25 protein-coding genes are annotated in these 25,216 nt (G+C 59.6%); 20 read left to right on the forward strand and 5 right to left on the reverse strand.

Annotation, left to right across the window (positions count from 1 at the left end):
- The first annotated feature begins 18 nt into the window (after positions 1-18).
- The 10 genes from BVH74_RS12965 (at position 19) to sthA (ending at position 10,357) form a co-directional block, all read left to right on the forward strand.
- On the forward strand, positions 19-1,458 hold the full coding sequence (locus BVH74_RS12965) for a glyceraldehyde-3-phosphate dehydrogenase (protein WP_080050471.1): 1,440 nt from the start codon (positions 19-21) through the stop codon (positions 1,456-1,458).
- A 319-nt stretch (positions 1,459-1,777) separates the two neighbouring features.
- Positions 1,778-3,115, forward strand: a complete 1,338-nt coding sequence (locus tag BVH74_RS12970) for a Na(+)-translocating NADH-quinone reductase subunit A (protein WP_080050472.1) — start codon at positions 1,778-1,780, stop codon at positions 3,113-3,115.
- Positions 3,116-3,118: 3 nt separating this feature from the next.
- Positions 3,119-4,333 (forward strand): NADH:ubiquinone reductase (Na(+)-transporting) subunit B, encoded by a 1,215-nt coding sequence (locus BVH74_RS12975; protein WP_080050473.1) that lies wholly within the window; start codon positions 3,119-3,121, stop codon positions 4,331-4,333.
- Entirely contained in the window at positions 4,323-5,099 is a 777-nt protein-coding gene (locus tag BVH74_RS12980) for a Na(+)-translocating NADH-quinone reductase subunit C (RefSeq protein ID WP_080050474.1), read from the forward strand. Before BVH74_RS12975 ends, BVH74_RS12980 begins: the two co-directional genes overlap by 11 nt.
- Before the next feature lie 2 nt (positions 5,100-5,101).
- On the forward strand, positions 5,102-5,773 hold the full coding sequence (locus tag BVH74_RS12985) for an NADH:ubiquinone reductase (Na(+)-transporting) subunit D (RefSeq protein WP_080050475.1): 672 nt from the start codon (positions 5,102-5,104) through the stop codon (positions 5,771-5,773).
- A 6-nt stretch (positions 5,774-5,779) separates the two neighbouring features.
- Positions 5,780-6,388, forward strand: a complete 609-nt coding sequence (gene nqrE, locus BVH74_RS12990; RefSeq protein ID WP_080051730.1) for an NADH:ubiquinone reductase (Na(+)-transporting) subunit E — start codon at positions 5,780-5,782, stop codon at positions 6,386-6,388.
- Between the two features lie 18 nt (positions 6,389-6,406).
- Positions 6,407-7,630: an NADH:ubiquinone reductase (Na(+)-transporting) subunit F gene (gene nqrF / locus BVH74_RS12995; RefSeq protein ID WP_080050476.1), complete on the forward strand. Its 1,224-nt coding sequence runs from the start codon at positions 6,407-6,409 to the stop codon at positions 7,628-7,630.
- 2 nt (positions 7,631-7,632) lie between these two features.
- A complete protein-coding gene (locus tag BVH74_RS13000; protein ID WP_080050477.1) occupies positions 7,633-8,655 on the forward strand; it encodes an FAD:protein FMN transferase in 1,023 nt (340 codons plus the stop codon).
- A 3-nt stretch (positions 8,656-8,658) separates the two neighbouring features.
- A complete protein-coding gene (nqrM, locus tag BVH74_RS13005; RefSeq protein ID WP_080050478.1) occupies positions 8,659-8,904 on the forward strand; it encodes a (Na+)-NQR maturation NqrM in 246 nt (81 codons plus the stop codon).
- A gap of 55 nt (positions 8,905-8,959) precedes the next feature.
- Positions 8,960-10,357: a Si-specific NAD(P)(+) transhydrogenase gene (gene sthA, locus BVH74_RS13010; protein WP_080050479.1), complete on the forward strand. Its 1,398-nt coding sequence runs from the start codon at positions 8,960-8,962 to the stop codon at positions 10,355-10,357.
- Positions 10,358-10,390: 33 nt separating this feature from the next.
- Here the strand turns inward: sthA and BVH74_RS13015 are convergent, their stop codons facing one another.
- From BVH74_RS13015 to BVH74_RS13025, 3 genes are read right to left on the reverse strand one after another with little or no spacing between them, the layout of a single operon-like run.
- Positions 10,391-11,119: a glycerophosphodiester phosphodiesterase gene (locus BVH74_RS13015; protein WP_080050480.1), complete on the reverse strand. Its 729-nt coding sequence runs from the start codon at positions 11,117-11,119 to the stop codon at positions 10,391-10,393.
- A gap of 5 nt (positions 11,120-11,124) precedes the next feature.
- Positions 11,125-11,421, reverse strand: a complete 297-nt coding sequence (locus BVH74_RS13020; RefSeq protein ID WP_231705518.1) for a phosphodiesterase — start codon at positions 11,419-11,421, stop codon at positions 11,125-11,127.
- On the reverse strand, positions 11,418-12,005 hold the full coding sequence (locus BVH74_RS13025; protein WP_080050481.1) for a PilZ domain-containing protein: 588 nt from the start codon (positions 12,003-12,005) through the stop codon (positions 11,418-11,420). Before BVH74_RS13025 ends, BVH74_RS13020 begins: the two co-directional genes overlap by 4 nt.
- Positions 12,006-12,097: 92 nt before the next feature.
- Here BVH74_RS13025 and BVH74_RS13030 point away from each other — a divergent pair, with 92 nt between their 5' ends.
- A complete protein-coding gene (locus BVH74_RS13030; RefSeq protein WP_080050482.1) occupies positions 12,098-13,342 on the forward strand; it encodes a lipoprotein-releasing ABC transporter permease subunit in 1,245 nt (414 codons plus the stop codon).
- Positions 13,335-14,021, forward strand: a complete 687-nt coding sequence (gene lolD / locus BVH74_RS13035; protein WP_080050483.1) for a lipoprotein-releasing ABC transporter ATP-binding protein LolD — start codon at positions 13,335-13,337, stop codon at positions 14,019-14,021. The genes BVH74_RS13030 and lolD overlap by 8 nt, the downstream gene beginning before the upstream one ends.
- 32 nt (positions 14,022-14,053) lie before the next feature.
- Here lolD and BVH74_RS13040 read toward each other — a convergent pair whose 3' ends face one another.
- A complete protein-coding gene (locus BVH74_RS13040) occupies positions 14,054-14,578 on the reverse strand; it encodes a DUF2062 domain-containing protein (protein WP_080050484.1) in 525 nt (174 codons plus the stop codon).
- Positions 14,579-14,674: 96 nt separating this feature from the next.
- On the opposite strand from BVH74_RS13040, the gene BVH74_RS13045 reads away from it, so the two are divergent.
- From BVH74_RS13045 to murB, 8 genes are read left to right on the forward strand one after another with little or no spacing between them, the layout of a single operon-like run.
- Positions 14,675-16,924, forward strand: a complete 2,250-nt coding sequence (locus BVH74_RS13045; RefSeq protein ID WP_080050485.1) for a DNA internalization-related competence protein ComEC/Rec2 — start codon at positions 14,675-14,677, stop codon at positions 16,922-16,924.
- 57 nt (positions 16,925-16,981) lie between these two features.
- A complete protein-coding gene (pocA, locus tag BVH74_RS13050; protein WP_080050486.1) occupies positions 16,982-17,653 on the forward strand; it encodes a flagellar polar localization protein PocA in 672 nt (223 codons plus the stop codon).
- Between the two features lie 3 nt (positions 17,654-17,656).
- The gene (gene pocB, locus BVH74_RS13055) at positions 17,657-18,088 is read left to right on the forward strand and encodes a flagellar polar localization protein PocB (RefSeq protein WP_080050487.1); all 432 of its coding nucleotides are present in this window, start codon (positions 17,657-17,659) and stop codon (positions 18,086-18,088) included.
- Positions 18,089-18,111: 23 nt separating this feature from the next.
- Complete coding sequence (gene lpxK / locus BVH74_RS13060; protein WP_080050488.1) at positions 18,112-19,101, forward strand: tetraacyldisaccharide 4'-kinase; 990 nt, start codon at positions 18,112-18,114, stop codon at positions 19,099-19,101.
- A 29-nt stretch (positions 19,102-19,130) separates the two neighbouring features.
- Positions 19,131-19,316 (forward strand): Trm112 family protein, encoded by a 186-nt coding sequence (locus BVH74_RS13065; protein WP_080050489.1) that lies wholly within the window; start codon positions 19,131-19,133, stop codon positions 19,314-19,316.
- A 3-nt stretch (positions 19,317-19,319) separates the two neighbouring features.
- Positions 19,320-20,078, forward strand: coding sequence for a 3-deoxy-manno-octulosonate cytidylyltransferase (gene kdsB / locus BVH74_RS13070; RefSeq protein WP_080050490.1), 759 nt, complete (start codon positions 19,320-19,322; stop codon positions 20,076-20,078).
- A complete protein-coding gene (locus tag BVH74_RS13075; protein ID WP_080050491.1) occupies positions 20,075-20,542 on the forward strand; it encodes a low molecular weight protein-tyrosine-phosphatase in 468 nt (155 codons plus the stop codon). Before kdsB ends, BVH74_RS13075 begins: the two co-directional genes overlap by 4 nt.
- Entirely contained in the window at positions 20,539-21,561 is a 1,023-nt protein-coding gene (gene murB, locus BVH74_RS13080; protein ID WP_080050492.1) for a UDP-N-acetylmuramate dehydrogenase, read from the forward strand. Before BVH74_RS13075 ends, murB begins: the two co-directional genes overlap by 4 nt.
- Before the next feature lie 93 nt (positions 21,562-21,654).
- Here the strand turns inward: murB and rne are convergent, their stop codons facing one another.
- The gene (gene rne, locus BVH74_RS13085; protein WP_218189135.1) at positions 21,655-24,777 is read right to left on the reverse strand and encodes a ribonuclease E; all 3,123 of its coding nucleotides are present in this window, start codon (positions 24,775-24,777) and stop codon (positions 21,655-21,657) included.
- Positions 24,778-25,216: the final 439 nt, after the last annotated feature.

Consider the following 25,216-nt stretch of genomic DNA (forward strand, 5'->3'; position numbering starts at 1 on the left):
GACTTGGAAGGTACAGCCGTGACTCAAGCCCAATTCGAGCAGTGTCTGGACAAATGGACAGAGCGTGAAGCCACCGCCGAGGCGATGATTCCCCTGATCGGGCGTCTCTACCGTGAACACAATGTGGTCACTTCCATCTACGGTCGCGGCCTGGTTAACCGTTCGGTGATCAGTATCCTCAAGTCGCACCGTTTCGCCCGTCAGATCGACGATGCCGAGCTGTCGGTGCGGGACAGCTACAAGATCATCCAGAAGTTGCTGGAACTGGATCTGGGCCCAGCCTCCATCGATCTGGCCCGCCTGATCGACAAGTTCAACAAGTCCGGTAGCGGTGATCTGGATGCCTTCCTGCGTCAGGAACTGGCCAGCGTCATTGGCCACAAGGGCGAGAAGCGTCAAGGCCGTGACGTGGTGCTGTATGGCTTCGGTCGCATCGGCCGCTTGCTGGCCCGGATTCTGGTCGAAAAGACCGGTGCTGGTGATGGCCTGCGCCTGCGCGCCATCGTCGTGCGCAAGGGTGCCGAGAACGATCTGGCCAAGCGCGCCAGCCTGCTGCGTCGTGATTCGGTGCATGGTTCGTTCCAGGGCACTATCACCATCGATGAAGAAAACAACACCATTACTGCCAACGGTGTGCAGATCCAGGTGATTTACGCCAAGGATCCGTCGGCAGTCGACTACAGCCAGTACGGCATTGAAGACGCTATCGTCGTCGATAATACCGGTGTCTGGCGCGACGAGGCCGGTCTGTCCCAGCACCTGGAGTGTAAGGGTGCCAGTCAGGTGGTGCTGACTGCGCCGGGCAAGGGCAACATCAAGAACATCGTGCACGGCATCAACCATGCTGCGGTAACCCCGGATGACAAGATCATTTCTGCCGCTTCCTGTACAACCAACGCCATTGTGCCGGTGCTTAAGGCCATCAATGACAAGTTCGGTATCGTCAATGGCCACGTTGAGACTGTTCACTCGTACACCAACGACCAAAACCTGATCGACAACTTCCACAAGGGCAATCGCCGTGGTCGTAGTGCTGCGTTGAACATGGTGATCACCGAGACCGGTGCCGCCAAGGCCGTGGCCAAGGCGCTGCCGGAGTTGACTGGAAAGCTGTCTGGTAACGCCATTCGGGTACCAACCCCGAACGTGTCGATGGCGATCCTGAATCTGAATCTGGAAAAGTCGACCAATCGCGACGAAGTCAACGAGTACCTGCGCCACATGGCTCTGCACTCGGACCTGCACAAGCAGATTGACTTCACCAACTCGCAGGAAGTGGTCTCGACTGACTTTGTAGGTTCGCGTCACGCGGGTGTGGTGGACGCCGAAGCGACCATCTGCAACGACAACCGGGTAATTCTCTACGTCTGGTACGACAACGAGTTTGGTTACAGCTGTCAGGTGGTGCGTATCCTGGAAGATATGGCCCATGTCAACCCGCCGGCTTTTCCGGCCTGAGGTTGATGTGTAATGCAAGAAAGGCGCTTCGGCGCCTTTTTTGTTGCTCGTCAGGGCGTATGCGGGCGTAGGGCGGTGTCGAGGACCTGCGGCTATTTGTCAAATTGATTTCGTAAACTAAAAAACCTGAAAAAACCAATGGCTTGAGTAGCCATTGAGGGGCATGGTCTTTATACTTAGCGGGATTTTTTCCGGGGGTTTGTGGTCGCCTAGCCCTGATTCCGCCTCTGATGCCCTGTTCCGCATGTCGGAGGCCTGAGGATTTGTCTGGCTGGCTGCCCGCCCCTTAAAGATTCCAACCAGTGATTAGGCTATTCGTATGATAAAAATCAAACGGGGCTTGGATCTGCCAATCACCGGCTCACCCGAGCAGCGTATCGAGGATGCCCGTCCCGTACGCAGCGTAGCCGTTGTCGGTTTTGATTACCACGGTATGAAACCGACCATGGAAGTGCGCGAAGGTGACCGGGTCAAATTGGGTCAGATTCTGTTCAGCGACAAGAAAACGCCCGGCGTGATCTATACCGCGCCTGCCAGTGGTGTTGTCAGTGCCATCAATCGAGGCGAGAAGCGCGTCCTGCAGTCGGTAGTCATCGATATCGATGGCGACGAGCAGGTGACCTTCGATGCCCATGACGCTGGCAAGCTGGACACCCTGGATCCGCAGCAGGTGCGTGATCAACTGATCAGCTCCGGTCTGTGGACTGCTCTGCGCACGCGGCCCTATAGCAAGGTGCCGGCTGTTGACAGCAAGCCCAGCTCAATCTTCGTAACCGCAATCGATACCCATCCGCTGGCGGCTGATCCGGCTGTGGTCATCAAAGCCCATGCGGCCGACTTTGAAAACGGTCTCAAGGTTCTGGCCCGTCTCGGCAAGATCTGGCTGTGCAAGGCCGAAGGCGTCAGCCTGCCGGGCGAGGGCGTGGCCGGTGTCAGCACTGAGAGCTTTGCTGGTCCGCACCCTGCTGGCCTGTCCGGCACCCATATCCATCACCTGGATCCGGTCAATGACCACAAGCAGGTCTGGCAGGTATTCCCGCAGGACGTGATTGCTATCGGCAAGCTGTTTACCGAAGGCAAGATCTGGACCGAGCGCGTTGTCGCACTGGCCGGCCCGCAAGTCGACAATCCGCGCCTGCTCAAGACTCGTCTGGGCGCCAATCTGGAAGAGCTGACCGCTGGTGAACTCAAACCAGGCAACAACCGGATTATCTCCGGTTCGGTGTTCGGTGGTCGCAATGCCCGTGGTCCGGTCGGCTATCTGGGTCGTTACCATCAACTGGTGTCGGTACTGCGTGAAGGCAGTGAGCGGGAAATGATGCATTACCTGCGCGCTGGGGTTAACAAGCACTCGGTGCTGAACATCTTCGTTTCCAAACTGAATCCGGCCAAGCTGTTCGACTTCAGCACTTCGACCAACGGTAGCCCGCGGGCCATGGTGCCGGTCGGGAACTATGAAGAAGTGATGCCGCTGGACATCCTGCCGACCCAATTGCTGCGCTATCTGATCGTCGGTGATACCGACATGGCGCAAAAACTGGGCTGCCTGGAGCTGGACGAGGAAGATCTGGCTCTGTGCACCTACGTGTGCGCCGGCAAGTATGAATACGGCCCGATCCTGCGGGACAACTTGACCCGCATCGAGAAGGAGGGTTAAACCATGGGTCTGCGTTCATTTCTGGACAAGATCGAACACAACTTCGAAAAGGGCGGCAAGCACGAGAAGTGGTATGCCCTGTACGAAGCCATTGATACCTTCTTTTACCGCCCCGGCAGTGTGACCAAAACCACCGCCCACGTGCGTGATGGTATCGACCTCAAGCGGATGATGATCACCGTTTGGCTATGCACTTTCCCGGTGATGTTCTACGGCATGTACAACATCGGTTATCAGGCCAACAGCATTCTTGCTGCCAGCCCGGAACTGATGGCTGCCCAGGACAACTGGCGGATCGCCCTGATCTCGCTGTTTGCCGGTTTCAATCCAGCCAGCCTCTGGGACAACTTCGTTCACGGCGCTGCCTACTTCCTGCCCATTTACCTGGTGACCTTCCTGGTCGGTGGTTTCTGGGAAGTGCTGTTCGCCTCGATCCGCAAGCATGAAGTCAATGAAGGTTTCTTCGTGACCTCAGTGCTGTTCGCCCTGATCATGCCGCCAGATATCCCGCTGTGGCAGGTTGCGCTGGGCATCAGCTTCGGTGTGGTGATCGGCAAGGAAGTGTTCGGTGGTACTGGCAAGAACTTCCTTAACCCGGCACTGACCGGCCGTGCCTTCCTGTTCTTCGCCTATCCGGCGGAAATCTCCGGTGACGCGGTTTGGACCACGGTTGACGGCTACTCCGGCGCTACCGCGCTGAGCCTGGGCGCCGAAGGTGGCGTACAGGGCATCCTGGCCCAGGGCATCACCTGGTGGGACGCCTTCTTTGGCAATATGCAGGGTTCGATCGGTGAAGTGTCGACGCTGGCTATCTTCCTCGGCGGCGCGATTCTGCTGCTGACCAAGATCGCCAGCTGGCGCATCGTAGCTGGTGTGATGATCGGCATGATCGGTATGAGCTTGCTGTTCAACACCATTGGTTCAACCAGCAACCCGATGTTCGCCATGCCCTGGTACTGGCACCTGGTGATCGGTGGCTTCGCTTTCGGCATGATCTTCATGGCGACCGACCCGGTGTCCGCCTCAATGACCAATACCGGCAAGTGGATCTTCGGTGCCTTGATTGGTGTCATGGTTATCCTGATCCGGGTGGTGAACCCGGCGTTCCCTGAGGGCATGATGCTGGCGATTCTGTTTGCCAACCTGTTCGCGCCCCTGATCGACCACTTCGTGGTTCAGGCCAATATCAAGCGGAGGCTCGCACGTCATGTCAGCTAAGAAAGAAACCGTAGGGCGGACGATTACTGTCGCTCTGTTGGTCTGTCTGGTGTGTTCGGTGGTGGTGTCCACCGCAGCGGTATCGCTGAAACCGATCCAGATCACCAACCAGTTGCTCGACAAGCAACGTAACATCCTGTCGATCGCTGGTCTGCTGGAGCCGGGTGTGCCGGTTCAGGAGCAGTTCCAGAAGATCACCCCGCGTCTGGTCGACCTGCGTACCGGCAAGTTCAGCGATGAGCTGGACCCGTTGAGCTACGATCAGGCTCGTGCTGCCAAGGAGCCGGCATTGTCCAGCCGTCTGGACAGTTCGGACGATATTGCAGCTATCCGTCGCCGTGAGCACTTCGCTACCGTTTATATGGTGGAGAACGAAGACGGGATCGAAACTCTGATCCTGCCGATTCACGGCGCTGGTCTGTGGTCGACCCTGTATGGCTTCGTGGCCCTGGAAGGCGACCTCAACACTGTTGTGGGTCTGGGTTTTTATCAACACGCCGAGACCCCTGGTCTGGGTGGTGAGGTTGATAACCCGAACTGGAAGCAGCAGTGGACCGGTAAGCTGATCTACAACGATGACGGTAGCGTGGCTGTACAGGTGCTTAAAGGCAGCGTCGACAGCAACAGTCCGCGTATCCAGCACCAGGTCGATGGTCTGGCCGGTGCGACTCTGACCAGTCGTGGTGTGGAAAACCTGGTCCGTTTCTGGATGGGCGAAAATGGTTTCCGTCCGTTCCTGGATAACCTGCGCGCAGGGGAGGCTTAATCATGGCTAAGGCAAGCGCCAAGCAGGTGCTCTTCGAGCCCATTTTTAGTAACAACCCGATCGCTCTGCAGGTACTGGGGATTTGTTCGGCCCTGGCAGTGACCACCAGCCTGAGTGTAACTCTGGTCATGTGTGTGGCGCTGACTTCGGTCTGTGCACTGTCCAACCTGTTCATTTCGGTAATTCGTAACCAGATTCCCAGTGCGATTCGTATGATCGTGCAGATGGTGATCATCGCCTCTCTGGTAATTCTGGTTGACCAGACCCTCAAGGCTTTCGCCTATGACGCCAGCAAGCAGTTGTCGGTGTTCGTCGGTCTGATTATCACCAACTGTATCGTGATGGGGCGTGCTGAGGCCTTCGCCATGCAGAACCCGCCGGCCATGAGTTTCCTTGATGGTATCGGTAACGGTCTGGGCTACAGCTTCATCCTGATCGTGGTTGCGGTCATCCGTGAACTGTTCGGTGCCGGCTCGCTGCTGGGCTTCGAGATCCTGCCGCTGGTCAATGCCGGTGGTTGGTATCAGCCCAACGGTATGCTGCTGTTGCCGCCGTCGGCGTTCTTCATCATCGGCCTGATCATCTGGGCCCTGCGTACCTGGGACAAAGGCCAGGTCGAGGCTGTCGAGTTCAAGATGGCCCCTCAGACCCGTGCCGCCAAGGAGGCCATGTAAATCATGATCGAGCATTACATTAGCCTGCTGGTCAGAGCCATTTTCGTTGAGAACATGGCGCTGGCATTCTTCCTCGGGATGTGTACCTTCCTGGCCATTTCCAAGAAGGTGCAAACCGCCCTGGGTCTGGGTATTGCGGTGGTTGTGGTATTGACCATCACCGTACCTGCCAACAACCTGATCTACACCTATCTGCTGCGTGATGGCGCACTGGCCTGGGCTGGTATGCCGAATGTCGACCTGAGTTTCCTCGGTCTGCTGAGCTATATCGGCGTTATCGCCGCCATGGTTCAGATCCTCGAGATGCTGCTCGACAAATATGTTCCGGCGCTCTACAACGCGCTGGGCGTGTTCCTGCCGCTGATTACCGTGAACTGTGCGATTTTGGGTGCTTCGCTGTTCATGGTTGAGCGTGATTACGCACTGGGTGAAAGTGTCGTGTACGGCTTTGGGGCTGGTACTGGCTGGGCGCTGGCAATTGTCGCGCTGGCTGGTATCCGTGAAAAACTCAAGTACAGCGACGTTCCGGACGGTCTGCGCGGACTGGGCATCACCTTCATCATTGTCGGTCTGATGTCTCTGGGCTTCATGTCCTTCTCCGGCGTACAACTGTAATAAGGAGCTGAACCCGTCATGAACATCGAAATCATCCTCGGCGTCGGGATGTTCACCGCGGTCGTTTTGACGCTGGTGGCCGTGATCCTGATCGCCCGTTCGAAACTGGTCAGCAGCGGTGACATCTCTATCGAGATCAACGGCGAGCGGACCATTACCGTGCCGGCTGGCGGCAAGCTGCTCAACACGCTGTCCGACAACGGCATTTTCCTGTCGTCGGCCTGTGGTGGCGGCGGTACCTGCGCCCAGTGCAAGTGCATCGTTGAAGCGGGCGGTGGCGAAATGCTGCCGACCGAAGAGACTCACTTCACCAAGCGTGAAGCGAAGGAAGGCTGGCGCCTGTCCTGTCAGACCCCGGTCAAGCAGGACATGAAGATCGAAGTGCCGGAAGAAGTGTTCGGCGTGAAGAAGTGGGAGTGTACTGTCGAGTCCAACCCCAACGTCGCGACCTTCATCAAGGAACTGACCCTGAAACTGCCGGAAGGCGAGAACGTTGACTTCCGTGCCGGTGGTTACGTACAGCTTGAATGCCCGCCGCACACCGTGCATTACAAGGACTTCGACATTCAGCCTGAATACCGTGGCGACTGGGACAAATTCGATCAATGGAAGTATGTTTCCAAGGTCGACGAAACGGTCATCCGCGCCTATTCGATGGCTAACTACCCGGAAGAGAAGGGCGTGGTCAAGTTCAACATCCGTGTGGCCTCGCCGCCGCCCGGTCGTGATGACTTGCCGCCCGGCAAGATGTCTTCCTGGGTATTTTCTCTCAAGCCCGGTGACAAGGTAACCGTGTATGGCCCGTTTGGTGAGTTCTTCGCCAAGGAAACCGATGCCGAGATGGTCTTTGTCGGTGGTGGTGCCGGTATGGCGCCAATGCGCTCGCACATCTTCGACCAGCTCAAGCGTCTGCACTCCACGCGCAAGATCAGCTTCTGGTACGGCGCGCGTTCGCTGCGCGAGGCTTTCTACGTCGAAGAGTTCGATCAACTGGCTGCTGAGAACGAGAACTTCGAGTGGCATCTGGCACTGTCGGATCCGCTGCCCGAAGATAACTGGGAAGGCCCCACCGGCTTTATCCACAACGTTCTGTTCGAGAACTACCTGAAGGAGCATCCGGCGCCTGAGGACTGCGAGTTCTACATGTGCGGGCCGCCGATGATGAACGCTTCGGTGATCAAGATGCTGCAAGACCTGGGTGTGGAGCCCGAGAATATCCTGCTCGACGACTTCGGCGGATAAACATGCTGCATCGTGTTACCCAGCCCGTTATAGCTGTCGCCCTGGCGGCAGCCGTAACGGGCTGTTTCAATTCTGTAGAGCCGGTTTCTGAAGTTCAGGGCGCTACTATGGGGAGCAGCTACTCGATCAAGTGGGTGGCGCAAGAGGACTCCCTGGGGGCAGTGGCCCTGCATGCCGAGATCGAGGCCATGCTGGCCGAGTTCGACGCTGAGGTGTCGACCTGGCGTCCCGATTCTGATTTGGCGCTTTTCAACGCTGCGGCTGTCGGCAGTTGCCGGGATATGCCTGATTCGGTACTGGATCTAGTGCGGCTGGCTCAGGAGCTCAATCGTGAGAGCGGCGGTGCCTTTGATCTGACTGTTGGTCCCTTGCTGCGGCTGTGGGGGTTCCACGGTGGCGATGGGCGCCAAGTGATTCCTGCCGAGCAGGAAGTTGAACGTACACTACAGCGGGTAGGTCAGCGGCACCTGCGGATTGAGGGTCGTCAGCTGTGCAAGGATGCTGACGTTGAGGTGGATGTCAGCAGCATCGCAGCCGGTTACATGGTTGATCGTGTGGTGGAATACCTGCACAGTCTGGGAATCACCAGCTACATGGTTGAAATCACCGGTGAGCTCAAGGCGGCCGGTCTGAAGCCAGGCAACCGGCCTTGGCGGATCGCGGTCGAGGAGCCGCGTGACGACAACCGGGTAACCCACAAGGTGATCGCTCTGGATGGTCACGGCGTATCCACCTCAGGAGATTATCGCAATTATTTCGAGTACGAGGGGCAGCGCTACTCGCATACCTTCGATCCGGTCAGTGGCCGCCCGGTCATGCATGCCCTGGCCTCGGTCACGGTGCTGGACCCGTCCACGGCACGGGCTGACGGGCTGTCGACCATTCTGTTGGTCAAGGGGCCGGAGGCCGGATGGGTGTATGCTGTAGAGCATGACATAGCAGCTTTGTTCGTAATTCGTTCCGGGAAGGGCTTCGTATCCCGCAGCACTCCCCGATTCAAGGTCCTCAAAAGGGGCAAGGAGTAACTCATGGTTTGGGTTTTGGCTTTTCTGTTGATGTCGCTGATCGTCGCCGGCATGGCTGTCGGGGTGATGATGGGGCGCAAGCCAATTGCCGGTTCCTGTGGTGGTATCGGTGCGACTGGCGTGGATAAGGTCTGTGGCATCTGTGGTGGTGACACGACCAAGTGTGAAGAGGCTAGTGCCAGAGCCGGTGTGCCCCAGGTGCCCAGCAAGGGTGCAGATCTTGCGCGTGACGCGACCAAGGTCGACTAGTCAGGCAATCGGTGAGCTGTCAGCATTTTCCCGTTAGCACAAGGAACACATTTGAATGGCCGTATACAACTATGACGTAGTGGTGTTGGGCTCTGGCCCAGCGGGTGAGGGGGCTGCGATGAATGCAGCCAAACATGGCCGCAAGGTGGCGGTGGTTGAAGAGCGCAATGTGGTGGGCGGCAACTGCACTCACCTCGGCACTATCCCCTCCAAGGCGCTGCGTTATTCGGTCAAGCAGATTATTCAGTTCAACACCAACCCGATGTTCCGCCAGATTGGTGACCCGCGTTGGTTCTCGTTCCCTGACGTATTGCGCAGCGCCGAAAAAGTGATGAGCAAGCAGGTGGCTTCACGTACCAGCTACTATGCGCGCAATCGGGTCGATGTGTTTTTCGGCAAGGGCAGTTTCGCCGATGAGCACACCATCGAGCTGGTCAATAGCTCCGGGGTAGTGGACAAGCTGGTGGCCAAGGAAGTAATCATCGCTACCGGTTCGCGGCCGTACCGTCCGGCGGATGTCAACTTCAGCCACCCGCGCATCTACGACAGTGACACCATTCTCAAGCTCAATCACACGCCGCGCACCCTGATTATCTATGGCGCCGGGGTGATCGGCTGCGAGTATGCATCGATTTTTTGCGGTCTTGGGGTGAAGGTCGATCTGATCGACAATCGCGACCGTTTGCTCAGCTTCCTCGATGATGAAATCTCCGATGCGCTCAGTTATCACCTGCGCAACAACAGTGTGCTGATCCGCCACAACGAGGAGTATGACAAGATCGAGGGGCTGGAAAATCGTGGGGTGATTCTGCATCTCAAGTCCGGCAAGAAGCTCAAAGCTGACGCCTTGCTCTGGTGCAATGGCCGTACCGGCAACACCGATGGTCTGGGGCTGGAGAACGTCGGGCTGCATCCCAACGGCCGGGGTCAGCTTGAGGTCGATCAGAACTACCGGACCTCGGTGCCGAACATCTACGCGGTGGGTGATGTGATCGGTTGGCCGAGTCTGGCCAGTGCGGCTTTCGATCAGGGCCGTTCGGCGGCTGGCAATATCGTCAGCAACGATGCCTGGCGGTTTGTCGATGATGTGCCGACCGGTATCTATACCATTCCCGAGATCAGTTCGGTCGGCAAGACCGAGCGTGAACTGACTGAGGCCAAAGTGCCCTATGAGGTCGGTCAGGCGTTCTTCAAGAGTATTGCCAGGGCGCAGATCAGTGGTGAGCCGGTAGGGCTGCTGAAGATCCTGTTTCACCGTGAAACCCTGGAAGTGCTGGGTATTCATTGCTTTGGCGACCAGGCCGCCGAGATCGTACATATCGGTCAGGCGATTATGAACCAGAAGGGTGAGGCCAATACCATTCAGTATTTCGTCAACACCACCTTCAACTACCCGACCATGGCCGAGGCCTACCGGGTTGCTGCGCTGGATGGCCTGAACCGGCTGTTCTGAACCAGCAGGTTGCCCCGGCCGCTTGGCCGGGGCTCAGCCGCTGTTGCCGAGTAGCCGGACAGCCTGGCTGGGTACATCGGTAATGATGCTATCCACCCCCATCTGCGCCAGGCGCTGCATTAAATCCAGATCATTGACTGTCCATACTGAGACGTGCAGGCCGCTGGCCTGAGCTCGAGCCAGCAACGCCGGGCTGCATAGCGTCCAGTTCAATACCAGCATCTGGCAGCCGTAACGTAAAGCACTCTTGACCGGGTCCAGCAGGCCATACTCCTCAACCAGTCCGGTTGGCAATGGGCAGCCGCTGTCATGGGCGTAACGCAGCAGGATGCGGCTGCTGGAGGTGATGGTGACCTTGTTGTGCAGCTCAAAGCGTTCGACCAGCCGCAGGATTGCATCAATCACCAGCCGTGACTGGCTTTGCGAGCCGCTCTTGACCTCAAGCTGATAGTGCTCGAACTCCGGGCAGCTCTCGAACAGTTGTTCCAGACTGGGGATCAGGCAGGGCTCCGGCCAGTCGGGCAGGGCATGACGGGCGTCGAGGCGGGTCAGGTGTGTAGCCGGGTGTTGAGCAACCTTACCACCCAGGCCAGTGGTGCGCCTGAGCGTGGGGTCATGAATGACGATCAGTTGCTGGTCGGCCGACAGGTGCAGGTCTAGTTCAACCCGGGTGACTCCGGCCTCAAGAGCCTTGCGAAAACTTGGCAGGGTGTTCTCTGGAGCCTCGGCACGGGCGCCCCGGTGGCCATAGATGAGCGGCATTGACGTTACTGTATCCGAGGTTGGTGCTGACGCACGCTATGAATGACCTTGTCGTGTTCGAAGTAGACGCTGAAACCGGGATAGTCCCAACGGCTGATCGGTGGCTGGCCGACGGCCGGGTGACGGGTGGTGGGCTGTCCATGGCGCTGAACTACCTGGGCGCTGCTGGTGCCGTTGTTCGGTAGTTGGTTGGCGCTGGTGCCTGCCTGCTGGCCGACCGGTACGGTTAGCGTGTCGGCCAGGCTCCAGGCGGCACCGCACAGCAGGGTGACGGCCAGGCTCAGGCTGGTGAGTTTTTTCATGTTGGCGTCCTTTCTTCGGTTTTTGCAGCTCGTATGTCCTGGGCCTGCTTTTGCAGAATATGCCGGGCCAGTAGCTGGCGCTGAGCATCGGACAATTGCTCGAAGCTTACCCCGATTGTCCATTTGCCGGTAGCAAATGGGTCACAATGCACAACTTTGGCTGGCACGATAAGGCCGAGCGGAGTAGGGAGCAGTACCATACGGATGGCGAGCCAACTGCCGGGTGTAAGGGGCTCGGAGGCGGGGAAGGACATCCCGCCTTCGCTGATAGTGACGTCGACACAGGCGCCCAGATCTTCAGACAATTGGGTAGCAAGGGCTTTGCCGACCAGATCGATGCGCTTGTTGATTATCTTCAGGTAGTTGGCCAGGGCCCGGTCGCGCTCGGCGATCTGACGCAACAGATGCTGGGACTCGTAGTCGAGCATGTGCAGGTCTCCCAGCAGTCCGAACAGGGGGGATTGTCGGGTGAAATCGGACAGGTCCCCCTCGGGGCCATCGATCAGCCGATAGTCCAGCGCCAGATTGTCCTGGATACGGAAATATTCGCGCATGTCGTTGTCAACGTCGTTATGGGTTTGCATGGCTGTTCCCGTTTACCGCAACGCAATTCAGTGTAACATGGCAGCCCAAACCGACACTCAACTGGGTCCATCCTTCAGGTAACTGGTATTCCATGTTCAGACCCCTGCCGTTTTTTATCGGATTGCGCTACACCCGCGCCAAACGTCGTAACCACTTCATTTCGTTCATCTCGCTGATTTCCATGCTCGGCCTGACCCTGGGGGTCATGGTCATGATTCTGGTGTTGTCGGTCATGAACGGTTTTGATCGTGAGCTGCGTACCAGAATTCTCGGCATGGTGCCGCACGCCACCATCAATGGTTACCAGCCGATCGACGATTGGCAAAGTCTGGCTGGAGTGCTGACCGCCCATCCCAGGGTGGAGGCGGCGGCGCCGTTCATTCAACTCCAGGGGATGTTGACCCATAACGGAAGTGTAGCTCCGGTTCTGGTTAATGGCATTGTGCCCGAGGCCGAGGCTGGCGTCTCGATCATCGATCAGCACCTCGAGGCTGGCAGCCTGGATGCTCTGGTTGATGGCCAGTTCGGTATCATCATCGGTGAACTCACGGCCAAGCGCTTCGGGGTTGAACCGGGTGACAAGCTGACCTTCGTCTTGCCGGAGGCCTCGATGACGCCCGCCGGGGTGTTTCCGCGGCTCAAGCGTTTCGAGGTTGTGGGGATATTCAAGGTCGGGGCCGAGCTGGATGGCTCGCTGGCGTTGATTCACGCCGCAGATGCTGCGCGTCTGTCGCGTTGGCAGCCAGGGCAGGTTCAGGGGCTGCGGATCAAGCTGGATGATCTGTTCCAGGCGCCGCAGGTAGCCTGGGAGCTGGTGACCCGGTTGCCGGGTCAGTACTACGCCCAGGACTGGACCCGCAGCCACGGCAACCTGTTCGCGGCTATCCGCATGGAGAAGACCATGGTCGGCTTGCTGCTGTTGCTGATCGTGGCGGTGGCAGCCTTCAACATCATTTCCACCCTGGTAATGGTCGTCACCGATAAAAAGGCCGATATCGCGATCTTGCGCACGCTGGGCAGTTCGCCGCGCACGATCATGGGCATCTTCATGGTTCAGGGCTCGGTTATCGGTGTGGTCGGTACTCTGGCCGGCTGTGTGCTCGGCGTGCTGGCGGCGCTCAATGTCTCCGATCTGGTGGCCGGGCTGGAACGTTTGCTGGGGATTCAATTTCTCAGTTCCGATGTGTATTTCATCAACTACCTGCCATCCGAGCTGCTTTGGGGCGATGTGCTGCTGATCTGCTCGGCGGGTCTGGGTCTGAGCTTCCTGGCCACCCTGTATCCGGCCTGGCGGGCATCACGCACCGAACCGGCGGAGGCTTTGCGTTATGACTGAAGTGGTTCTCGAATGCCGGCGGATCTGCAAGGAGTATGCGGTGGGGCCGCAGAGCCTGCAGGTGCTGAAAAACGTCAACCTGCGACTGCAAGCCGGCGAGCGGGTGGCAATCGTGGGCAGTTCCGGCTCGGGCAAGACCACCTTGCTCAACCTGCTTGGCGGGCTGGATACCCCGAGCAAGGGTGAAGTCTGGCTGGCAGGCAAGCAGATTTCTGCGCTGCGCGAGTCGGAGCGCGGGCGTCTGCGCAACAGTGACCTGGGCTTCGTTTACCAGTTTCACCACCTGTTGCCGGAGTTCACTGCGCTGGAGAATGTCTGCATGCCGCTGTTGATTGGTCGCACGCCGATTGCTGAGGCGAGAGAGCGGGCGATGAACATGCTGGAGCGGGTGGGCTTGAAGCCGCGGGCTGGCCACAAGCCCGCGGAATTATCCGGCGGCGAACGTCAGCGGGTGGCGATTGCCCGGGCGCTGATCAATCAGCCGGCTTGTGTGCTGCTCGATGAGCCGACCGGCAATCTCGATCAGCATACTGCCCGAAGTGTTCAGCAACTTATGCTGGAGTTGAGCCAGAGCCTGAAAACCACCTTCCTGGTGGTGACCCACGATTTGCACCTGGCAGCCCAGATGGATCGGGTGCTGACTCTGACCGAAGGTCATCTCGAACAGCATCAGTTCTGAAGCAGATCTGATTCTCACCTATCGCCGTCGGTTCAGGATTGCCGACGGCGTCGCAGTTTGCGCTGCTCCCAGTTGCGCGAGACCCAAAAGCGCCAATACAACATGGTGGCGCTGTAGCCAATCAATGCCAGCACCGCACCCATCAGGACCGAGCCGACCAGTAGCGGTTGCCAGATGTGCTGGATTTCCGCGCTGATCCAGGTCAGTGACAGCTCCATTGGGATAGTGCGCTCCGGGGTGCCGAGCAGCAGGGTGCCAATCTTGTACTGAATGAAGAATAGCGGCGGCATGGTCACCGGGTTGGACAACCAGACCAGACCGACGGAGATTGGCAGGTTGGCGCGGCAGGGAATAGCGATGATTGCCGATACCAGCATCTGCATCGGGATCGGCAGCATGCAAACGAACAGACCAATGGCCATGGCGCGAGCCACACTGTGACGGTTGAGGTGCCACAGGTTTGGATCGTGCAGAATGGTGCCGAGAAAACGCAGGGATTTACTGCGCTTGATCCGCTCCGGACTGGGCATGTAGCGTTTGAGAATCTGGCGCGGCATCAGCGAATGGTCGGCGGGTTGAACGTGGACCAATTATGCATGGAATGCCAGGCATGGACTACTGCCTGGCAGCGACGGTAATGAACAGGATGTTACATGAAACTGGCTTTTCTGCTGCCGGCTTGGTTGACAGGTCTGTTGCTGCCACTATTGCTACCAGGGTTGCCGGAGCTCTTTTGGCTTGTTGTGCTGCTGATCGTGGCTGGGTTGCTGACCTTGAGTGCCAAGGCCCGGCCGCTGGCGGTGCTGTTGCTGGCCATGTGCTGGGCACTTTGGATTCATCATCAGCAATTAGGCGAGCGTCTGGCACCCGACCTGGAAGGGCAAAGGCTATTGGTCGAAGGTCGAGTCCATGGCTTGCCGGAGCCCACGACCAATGGTTGGCGTTTTCAACTGCGTGACGCCCGGCTGGTTGATAGCGGGCAGGGATTGCCCCTGCTGCGTGCCCACTGGTTTGCAGGTCCACCCTTGGCCCATGGTGAGCTTTGGCGTTTTGAGATGACCTTACGGCGTCCTGCCGGCATGTCCAATCCGGGGACCTTCGATTACGAAGCCTGGCTCTATGCCCAGGGCATTGGCGGTCTGGCCAGCGTGCGTAGCGGGGAGTTGCTGGTAGCACCTGATTCGCTGGATCTGCATGGGCTGCGCACGCATTGGCGTGACCGACTGGCACAGCAGCTACAAGCCCGCGATGCCGACACCCGGCTGCTGGCATTGTTGGTTGGGGATCGTAGCGTGCTCAGCAACGCCGATTGGCAGGTGCTGCAGGCTACCGGGACCAGCCACTTGATGGTGATTTCCGGTTTGCATGTCGGCATGCTGGCGGCCGCGGCCTTTGCTCTGATAGGTCTTGTTTTTCGTCCTGGCTGGCTACCTTGGCGCTGGCCCAGTCTATGGCTGGCGGCGCCGCTGGCTATGCTAGTTGCGGCCTTGTACGCGGCCTTGGCTGGTTTTGCCGTGCCAACTCAGCGGGCAATGCTGATGGTTGTGCTAGTGCTGTTGATGCGCCTGGTCTATCGTCAGCCAGGCCCCTGGCAGGTGTGGTGGCTGGCCCTGGCGGCGGTATTGACGTTGGATCCGGCGGCTCCGTTGCGGGCTGGCTTCTGGTTGTCGTTCATGGCGGTGGGGTTGTTGCTGCTGGGGCTGGGTGGGCGTCTGCTGATCAAGGGCTGGTGGTGGCGTTGGGGGCGCTCGCAATGGGTGATCTTCATCGGCTTATGGCCCTGGTTGTTGTTGTGGAGCATGCCGGGGAGTCTGTCCGCACCGCTGGTCAACCTGTGGGCGATTCCCTGGGTCAGCATGCTGGTGGTGCCGCCGGGTATGCTCGGGGCTCTGTTGGTGCTGCTGGGTGGACCTGACTGGTTGCTGGTGCTGGCAGCCTGGAGTCTGGAGGCCCTGTTCTTCTGCCTGGGCTGGGTAGCCCAGTGGCAGAGTCCGGTTAATCTTGGGTTCCCCGGCTGGTTGAACTGGTCCATTGGGCTGCTGGCCTGTCTGTTGTTGGTCAGTCCGCTGGCGCCGTTGTTGCGAATTCCTGCGCTTGTTTGTTTGTCGGCACTGGTCTGGCCGGCGACTCCGAGACCTGCTGAAGGCCAGTTGTGGGTTACGGTGCTGGATGTAGGGCAGGGGTTGTCGGTGCTGCTGCAGACCCGCGAGCATGCGTTGCTCTATGATGCCGGAGCACGCTTGCCCAGTGGTTTTGATCTGGGCGAGGCAGTGGTACATCCAGCGTTGAGCCGGTTCGGGTTGCGCCGGCTGGATACCCTGTTGCTCAGCCATGCCGACAGCGATCATGCTGGTGGGGCGTTGGCTGTAACCCGCCGTATGCAGGTTGATCGGGTTCTGGCTGGCGAGCATGAACGGTTGCCGGCGGAACTGGATGCTTCAGCCTGTCAGCCGGGTGAGCGTTGGGAGTGGAATGGCGTGCCGTTCGAGGTGCTCTATAGCGCGCCGCCGCCAGCACCGCCCAACGAGCGCTCCTGTGTGCTACGCGCCGGGCCGGTTGGTCGGGGCGTGGTGTTGCCGGGCGACCTGGGTATCCGTGGCGAGTACCAGATGCTGGGGCGGCCGTTGGCGGCCGAGTTGTTGTTGGCACCGCATCACGGCAGTCGCAGCTCGTCATCCTATGCACTGATTCGGGCTGTGGCACCGCGTTGGGTGGTGTTCAGTGCCGGGCGCAATAATCGCTACAATCATCCGCATCCTCAGGTTGTGGCACGTTACCAAGAATTGCAGGTCGAACCGGTTTATACTGCCGGCTCCGGCGCTGTACGCTTCGCCATGGACGAGCATGGTACCGAGTTGATCTGGCGTTGGCGTGAGCACGCCCGGCGTTTTTGGCATGAATGACTACAGTCGCCGATAGCGGCAGTTGAGTAATTAAATTGATTGGGGGAGGGAACGCGCGTGTGGGAATTGATCAGTGCGGGTGGCTGGCTGATGCTGCCGATTCTGTTGTGTTCGGTCATCGCTGTGGCCATTGTCATCGAGCGCGCCTGGACTCTGCGTAGCACACGTATCGCTCCTCCCAATCTGCTTGGCCAGGTCTGGCGCTGGATCAAGGACGGCCAACTCGATGCCATGAAGCTCAAGAGTCTGCGCGCCGATTCACCGCTGGGCGAAATTCTCGCCGCTGGTCTGGCGAACTCCCGGCATGGCCGGGAGATCATGAAGGAATGCATTCAGGAAGCGGCCGGCAAGGTCATCCATGAGCTTGAGCGTTATCTCAACACCCTGGGCACCATTGCGGCAATCACCCCGCTGCTGGGATTGCTGGGTACGGTGATCGGCATGATCGATGTATTCAGCGCGATCATGATCCAGGGCACCGGCAATACCGGAGTGCTGGCTGGCGGTATTTCCAAGGCGCTGATCACTACGGCGGCTGGCTTGACCGTGGCGATTCCGGCGTTGTTCTTCCATCGTTTCTTTGTCCGCAAGGTCGACGAACTGGTGGTCGCTATGGAGCAAGAGGCGACCAAGCTGGTTGAGGTGGTGCAGGGTAATCGTGACGTCGAGCTCAATGGCGGTGCCCAGGAGGCAGCAGCGCCTCGGGCCAAAGCCCGCAAGGGAGCATGAGCCGTGCAATTTCGTCGTCAACGCCCAGAAGAGGTTGGGGTCAACCTCACGCCGCTGATCGATGTGGTGTTTTTGCTGCTGATCTTTTTTATGGTTACGACCACCTTCACCCGGGAAACCCAGCTCAAGGTGGATCTGCCACAGGCGGCTTCCGGTGAGCCGGTGGAGCAGGATCTGCAGGTGATTGAGCTGACCATCTCGGCTGCTGGTGAGGTGGCGGTCAATGAGCAGGTGCTGGCCAACCCCAGTCTGGACAATCTCAAGCGGGCATTGCAGCGTGAGTCGGCCGGCAACACCGAGCTGCCGCTGGTAATCACCGCCGATGGTCAGGCGCCGCATCAGGCGGTGGTGACTGCGATGGATGCCGCCGGTCAGCTCGGATTCAGTCGGCTGCGCCTGACAACCAGTGAAATGCAGTCTGACGGCCAGCCGTGAAGCGTCGCTCGCTGGAAGCCGTGATGCTGGACGCCTGGTATGGCCGGGCGCCCTGGCTGCGACTGCTGCGCCCATTGTCCTGGCTTTACACGCAGGTTGCCCGGCGTCGCCGGCAGCGCTTTCTCGACGAAAGTGGCGCTAGCTGGCAGCCGCCGGTGCCGCTGTTGGTGGTCGGTAACATTACCCTGGGCGGCACCGGCAAAACGCCAATGACCCTATGGCTGATCGAATGGCTGGCCGCGCGTGGGATCCGCGCCGGAGTGGTCAGCCGTGGTTATGGGGCCAAACCGCCGAGTCTGCCCTGGCGAGTCCGCACCGATAGCGACGATGCTTCCATTGCCGGGGACGAGCCGCTGCTGCTGGCCCGACGCAGCGGAGTGCCGGTGGTGATCGATCCGGATCGGGTCAGGGCTGTTCAGCACCTGCTGGAGCACGAGCCGGTGGACCTGATCATCAGTGACGATGGGTTGCAGCATTACCGTCTGGGTCGTCATCTTGAACTGGTCATGCTGGATCAGGCGCGGGGGGTGGGCAATGGCCGCTGCCTGCCGGAAGGTCCCTTGCGCGAGCCGCCAGAGCGGTTGGCCGCAGTGGATTTCATTGTGCGCAATGGCGCCACTGAAGACAGCCCTGACGGTTACGCCATGCAGCTGGTGCCGGGCGAACTGATCAATCTGCGCACCGGCCAGCGTTGTCCGGCGACTCAGTGGCAGGGGCCGCGTCAGGTTGTCGGGCTTGCCGGAATCGGCAATCCCGAACGTTTCTTCCGCACGTTGGAAAGCTTATCCTTTGAGGTTGAGCGGCAGCCGTTTGCCGATCACGCACAGTACACTGCCTCGGTGTTGAGCGCCTTGAGTGCCGGCCGGCCGTTGATCATGACCGAAAAGGACGCAGTCAAGTGCGCTGCCTTTGCCGAAGAGCAGTGGTGGTATCTGAGTGTCGATGCGCGTCCCAGCGAGGCCTTTCGTCAGGCGCTGGAAAGTCGGCTGGCGACCCTGCTGCCTGTGCGATAATTCACGTTTTCTCTCTCAGGAGTCTCATGATGGACCCCAAGTTGCTGGATATTCTCGCCTGCCCGCTGTGCAAGGGCCCTCTGGTGCAGAACCGCGATAAAACCGAACTCTGGTGCCGGGCTGATGGCCTGGCCTTCCCGATCCGTGATGGGATCCCGGTCATGCTCGAAAGCGAAGCCCGGCCGCTGGATGCTGACGAACGTCTGGACGGTTGAAGCATGTATCACGTCATTATTCCAGCCCGTTACGCCTCGACCCGCCTGCCAGGCAAGCCACTGCAACTGATCGCCGGCAAGCCGATGATCCAGCATGTCTGGGAGCAGGCCCGGCGCAGTGCTGCGGCAACCGTCACCGTAGCGACCGATGATCCGCGGATTGTCGAAGCCTGTAAGGGCTTTGGTGCCGACGTGGTACTGACCCGTGATGATCATCCCTCAGGTACCGATCGCCTCCAGGAAGTGGTCAGCCTGCTTGGTTTTGACGATGCTACCTGCGTGGTTAATGTGCAAGGTGACGAGCCGCTGATTCCACCGGCGTTGATCGACCAGGTAGCGGCCAATCTGCTGGCCAATCCGAGCGCCAGTATTGCCACGCTGTCCGAACCGCTGAATGATCCGGCTGCACTGTTCAATCCCAACGTGGTCAAACTGGTGACCGATCATCAGGGGTTCGCCCTGTATTTCAGCCGTGCGCCGATGCCCTGGTGTCGTGATGCTTTCGCCGAGTCGCGTGATGTGTTGCCGTCAGAGGTGCCGTTCCATCGGCATATCGGCATGTATGCCTACAAGGTCGGCTTTCTACATGACTACGTTGGCTGGCCGGCCAGTCCACTGGAGACTGCTGAGTCGCTCGAGCAGTTGCGGGCTTTATGGTTTGGCTGCCGGATTCACGTTGCCGAGGCCTGTGTGGCGCCGCCGGCAGGTGTGGATACTCCCGAGGATCTGGCCAGGGTGCGGGCCCTGTTGGAGAACCCATGACCAGAGTGTTGTTCGTCTGTCTGGGCAATATCTGCCGCTCGCCCAGCGCTCAGGGTGTGTTCGAGCGGCGTCTGCGTGATCGCGGCCTGGCTGAGCGTTTTGAGGTGGACTCGGCCGGGACTGGCGATTGGCACGTGGGCAATCCACCGGATCGACGCGCAATCGCCGCTGCCCGCAAGCGTGGCTACGAGATTGCTGGATTGCGGGCCCGCCAGGTATCGGTAGCCGACTTTCAGCGTTTTGATCTGATCCTGGCCATGGATCAGAGTAATTTGAGCAACCTCCGGCGCCTGGTGCCGGCTGGTGCCCGGGCGCGCACCGAGTTGTTCATGCATTTTGCTCCGGGGCTGCCGATCGAAGTGCCTGATCCCTATTACGGCGGTGATGACGGCTTCGAGCAGGTACTGGATATGCTTGAGCAGGCTGCCGACGGCTTGATCGAGCGCTGTCTGGAGCAGGCATGATCCAGCTGCAAACTAACGTCGACCTGCAGCCGTATAACAGTTTCGCGATTGCCGAGTGTGCCGAACGCCTGGTCTGGGTCGAGCGTGATGCCGAGCTGATCGAGGCTCTGGACTTGGCGGCAGAGCATGGCTGGCCAGTTACCCTGCTGGGCGGTGGCAGTAATCTGGTGCTGGCAGGGCCCGTGCCTGGGTTGGTGATCGGTATGCGTAGCCGTGGCCGTCGGCTGTTGTCGCGGGCTGACGGTTTTGCCGTAATCGAGGCCGAAGCCGGTGAGAACTGGCATGCGTTGGTCAACTGGAGTCTGGATCTGGGGCTTAGCGGCCTGGAGAATCTGGCCCTGATCCCGGGGACAGTCGGGGCCGCGCCGGTGCAGAACATTGGTGCCTATGGTGTCGAACTGTGTGAGCGGTTTGACAGTCTGGAAGCCTGGGACCGTCAGCAGCGACGTTATTGCCGACTGGATGCCCGGCAGTGCCGGTTCGCTTACCGTGACAGCCTGTTCAAGCAAGAACCCGGACGTTATGTGATTTTGCGGGTCAGATTGCGACTGCCGACCCAGCCAGACTTGCGTATCGATTATGCCCCGTTGGCGGCAGCCTGGACTGCAACTGGGCTGAGCCGTCCGGACTCACGGGTGGTGGCTGAGCTGGTGTGTGCTATTCGGCGCAGCAAACTGCCAGACCCTGCGGTGTTGGGCAATGCCGGCAGCTTTTTCAAGAACCCTCTGGTCGAAGCAGAACAGGCCCAGGCGTTGTTGCTACGCTTTCCTGGCATGCCGCATTACCCGCAAGCCGATGGTCGCTGCAAGCTGGCTGCAGGCTGGCTGATTGATCGGGCCGGCTGGAAAGGGCGGCGCCAGGGCGCGGTGGGGGTGCATGCGGAGCAGGCGCTGGTACTGGTCAATCACGGTGGCGCCCGTGGGGCAGAGGTGCTGGCTCTGGCTGAGGCGATTCAGGCGGATATCCAGCAGCAGTTTGGGGTTCGGCTGGAGATGGAGCCACAGCGTCTGGGTGATTGAGGTCGGCCAGCCGAGGCTGGAGCCGATAGGCTTTAACCAGACTGCATAAAAAAGGGGATGCCACTGGCATCCCCTTTTTATTGCTCCAGACCATTAGCGCTGGGTAGTGTCCTCGCGCTCGGTCACGGTTTCTTCGGTCTGCTCTTCAGCGGAGTCGTCAGCCTTTTTACGGGCCTCGGTATCCTGCTCCTCTTCGCTCGACTCAGCTTCATCGGCTTCGGCGTGCTCAATCGGCAGGGCCGCTTGCTCAGGTGTGGAGGCCTGAGGGCGTTGCTCAGTCTGAGCAGCTTCAGGCTCGACCTCAGGCTCGACTACCGGCTCTACCGCTGGCGCTTCTGCTACGGTCGGAGTGGCTGCCTGTGGCTCGGACTGAGCCTCGGCGGCGGTTTCAGTGGCCTGAGCCGGTTCGGCAGCCTGCTGCTCGGCCAGACGCTTGGCCTCTAGCTGGCGGCGGCGAATTTCGCGCGGGTCGTTGTAGGCCCGGCCGCTTTCGGTCAAAGCCGGAATCGGCTTGGCTTGCTCGGCTTCGGCATCAGCCTGTTCCGCTACCGGCTCGCTGACAGCTTCCGCGGCAGCCTGGGGCTCGGCGGTTGCTTGTACGGCTTGCTCGGTTTTCTCGGTTTCGGCAACTTCAGCAATGGTCTGCGCCTGGGCCGCTGGCTCTTGCGCTTCGGGTTGCTGAACCTGCTCGGCCTGTGGCTCAGCGATGCTTTCTTCAGCAGCTTCCACAACTTCGGCGACTTCGTTCGGGCTGTCCGGCTGGGCCTGGGTAAAGGCTTCAACAGCTTGCTCGATCGATTGTTCCAGTTCGTCAGCGGCCTGCTTCAGGGTTTCCTCAACAGGTGCACTGACTTCGCTGGCCTCGGCAACGGCGGCCGTAGCGGCCACGGCTACAGCGGCGGCTGCGACCTGGTTTTGCTGCTGGTTGTCGCTGTTTGCGCTGCCATCGCCTGCGGTTTGGGTCTCAGTCTGAGTGGCGTCGCTCTGAGCGGTTTCGTCAGTACGGCGGCGGTTGTTGCGGCGACGCTGGCTGTTGCGTGAGCGGCGCTTGGGACGCTCGCTGTCGGCCTCTTCGCCAGCGGGCTGAGCACCGCTTTCCAGTACTTCGGTCAGTTCTTCGCTCTCAACCACCTCAGGCTTTTCTTCGCGGCGCGGTTGGCGACGCTCGGCCTGCGACTGCTGATTGAGGTTGCTGTCTTCTTCGCGGCTCGGACGGGCTTCGCTGTCCTGGTTGCGACGACGACGGCGACCGCCTTCAGAGCGAGTCTCGGTGCTGGCTGGCTGGCTTTCGGTCTGGCGTTGTTCGGGACGGCTGCTCGGCTTGTCGCTACGTTCAGTCCGTTCAGTCCGCTCGGTACGTTCACCGCGTTCTGCACGCTCACCGCGATCCCGTTCACCGCGACGACGGTTGCGACCGCCACGACGCTCGTCGTTACGGTTGCTGTCGCGTTGCGGACGGCGCTCGGCGGGCTTTTCGCTGACCGGCTGCTCTTCACGGGCCTGCTTCTCTTCAGTCGCGAACAGGCTGACCAGCGACTTGATCAGACCCTTGAACAGACTGGGCTGATTTTCGTGGATGACCTGGCTCGGCGTGGGAGTGACCGGCGCAGGGGCAGGGCGGGTCGGAGCGATGCTCTTGACGGCTGCTTCCTGGCGAACGACTGCACGGGTCTGGCTGACCGGCGCTGGCTCTTCATGTTCGACTTCGGCGCTGATGGTATAGCTGGTCTCGCCGCTGAGTACTGATTCGTGGTCGTCGCGCAGGCGCTGGACATCGAAATGCGGGGTTTCCATGTGCTCGTTGGGCAGAACCAAAATGCGCACGCGGGTGCGGATTTCGGTCTTGGCCAGTACGTCACGCTTCTCGTTGAGCAGGAAGGTGGCTACCGCGATCGGCACATGGGCGCGGACTTCGGCGGTGCGATCCTTGAGTGCTTCTTCCTCGATCAGACGCAGGACCGACAGCGACAGCGACTCAACATCGCGGATGGTGCCGCGACCGTTACAGCGTGGGCAGACGATGCCGCTGGTTTCGCCCAGTGACGGACGCAGGCGCTGACGCGACATTTCCAGCAGGCCGAACCGGGAGATGCGTCCAACCTGAACGCGGGCGCGGTCAGCTTCCAAGCTTTCACGCATGCGTTCTTCAACGGCGCGCTGGTTCTTGGCTGGGGTCATGTCGATAAAATCGATCACGATCAGGCCGCCGATATCACGCAGACGCAGTTGGCGGGCGATTTCCTCGGCCGCTTCCAAGTTGGTCTGCAGTGCGGTTTCTTCGATGTCGCCGCCCTTGGTGGCTCGCGCCGAGTTGATGTCGATCGACACCAGAGCTTCGGTGTGGTCGATCACGATGGAGCCACCGGAAGGCAGTTTCACTTCGCGTTCGAAGGCGGTTTCGATCTGGCTTTCGATCTGGAACCGATTGAACAGCGGTACGCTGTCTTCGTACAGCTTGACCTTGCTGGCGTACTGCGGCATGACCTGGCTGATGAAGTTCAGGGCATCGTCCTTGACCTTCTCGTTGTCGATCAGCACTTCACCGATGTCCTGGCGCAGGTAATCGCGGATGGCGCGAATGATAACGTTGCTTTCCTGGTAGATCAGGAAGGGGGCAGTGCGCTCGGCTGAGGCGCCCTTGATGGCTTCCCACAGCTGCAGCAGGTAATCCAGATCCCATTGCAGTTCTTCGGCGCTGCGGCCCAGGCCGGCGGTGCGCACGATCATACCCATGTCGGCCGGTACGTTGAGACTGTTCAGAGCTTCACGGAGTTCGTTGCGCTCTTCGCCTTCAATGCGGCGGGAAATGCCGCCGGCGCGGGGGTTGTTGGGCATCAGAACCAGGTAGCGACCAGCCAGACTGATAAAGGTGGTCAGTGCCGCGCCCTTGTTGCCGCGCTCTTCCTTGTCGACCTGGACAATGACTTCCTGGCCTTCCTTGAGCACATCCTTGATATTGATGCGGCCCTCGGGCTGTTTGGAGAAATATTCGCGGGAGATTTCCTTGAGGGGGAGAAAGCCGTGACGCTCGGAGCCGAAGTCGACGAAGGCGGCTTCGAGGCTGGGTTCGACCCGGGTAATACGGCCTTTATAGATGTTGGCCTTTTTCTGCTCGCGGGCTCCGGACTCAATATCCAGATCATACAGGCGCTGGCCGTCAACCAAGGCGACGCGCAACTCTTCGGGCTGAGTTGCGTTGATCAGCATTCTTTTCATGAAGTACCGTTGTGTTCCAGTGCTACCCGGATTCACGAATACGGCACCTACGACTCTTCCGTTAGGTGTCAGGTGTGTTTCTGCTTGGGCCAACCTTGCCCTTGTTCAGAATTCTCATCGCTGCCTTGCAGCCACGGATCAATCTGTTTCTGGCGAGTACAGAAAACGTCTTGATGGAGGAATCAGCCGGACTGGGGACGGGGACACTGTTCAAGGCGTGTCTACGCGCGTCACATGATCCTGAAGCTGTACATCTCCACCTGTGCACTTACCCATCTGAATCGGGTGCCGCTCATCGTAATGCGGGGAGCGGGTTAATATTCTGTCGGCTGTGCCGACAGTCTGTCGATCGCAGGGCTCGGGGGCTATGTCTGTGGCCGGCGGAGCCTCTGCAACGGTGTTTCTGGGGATTCTTTCAAGACCTTGTGGGTGTCTGCTG

Source organism: Halopseudomonas phragmitis (assembly GCF_002056295.1).
Taxonomy (GTDB): domain Bacteria; phylum Pseudomonadota; class Gammaproteobacteria; order Pseudomonadales; family Pseudomonadaceae; genus Halopseudomonas; species Halopseudomonas phragmitis.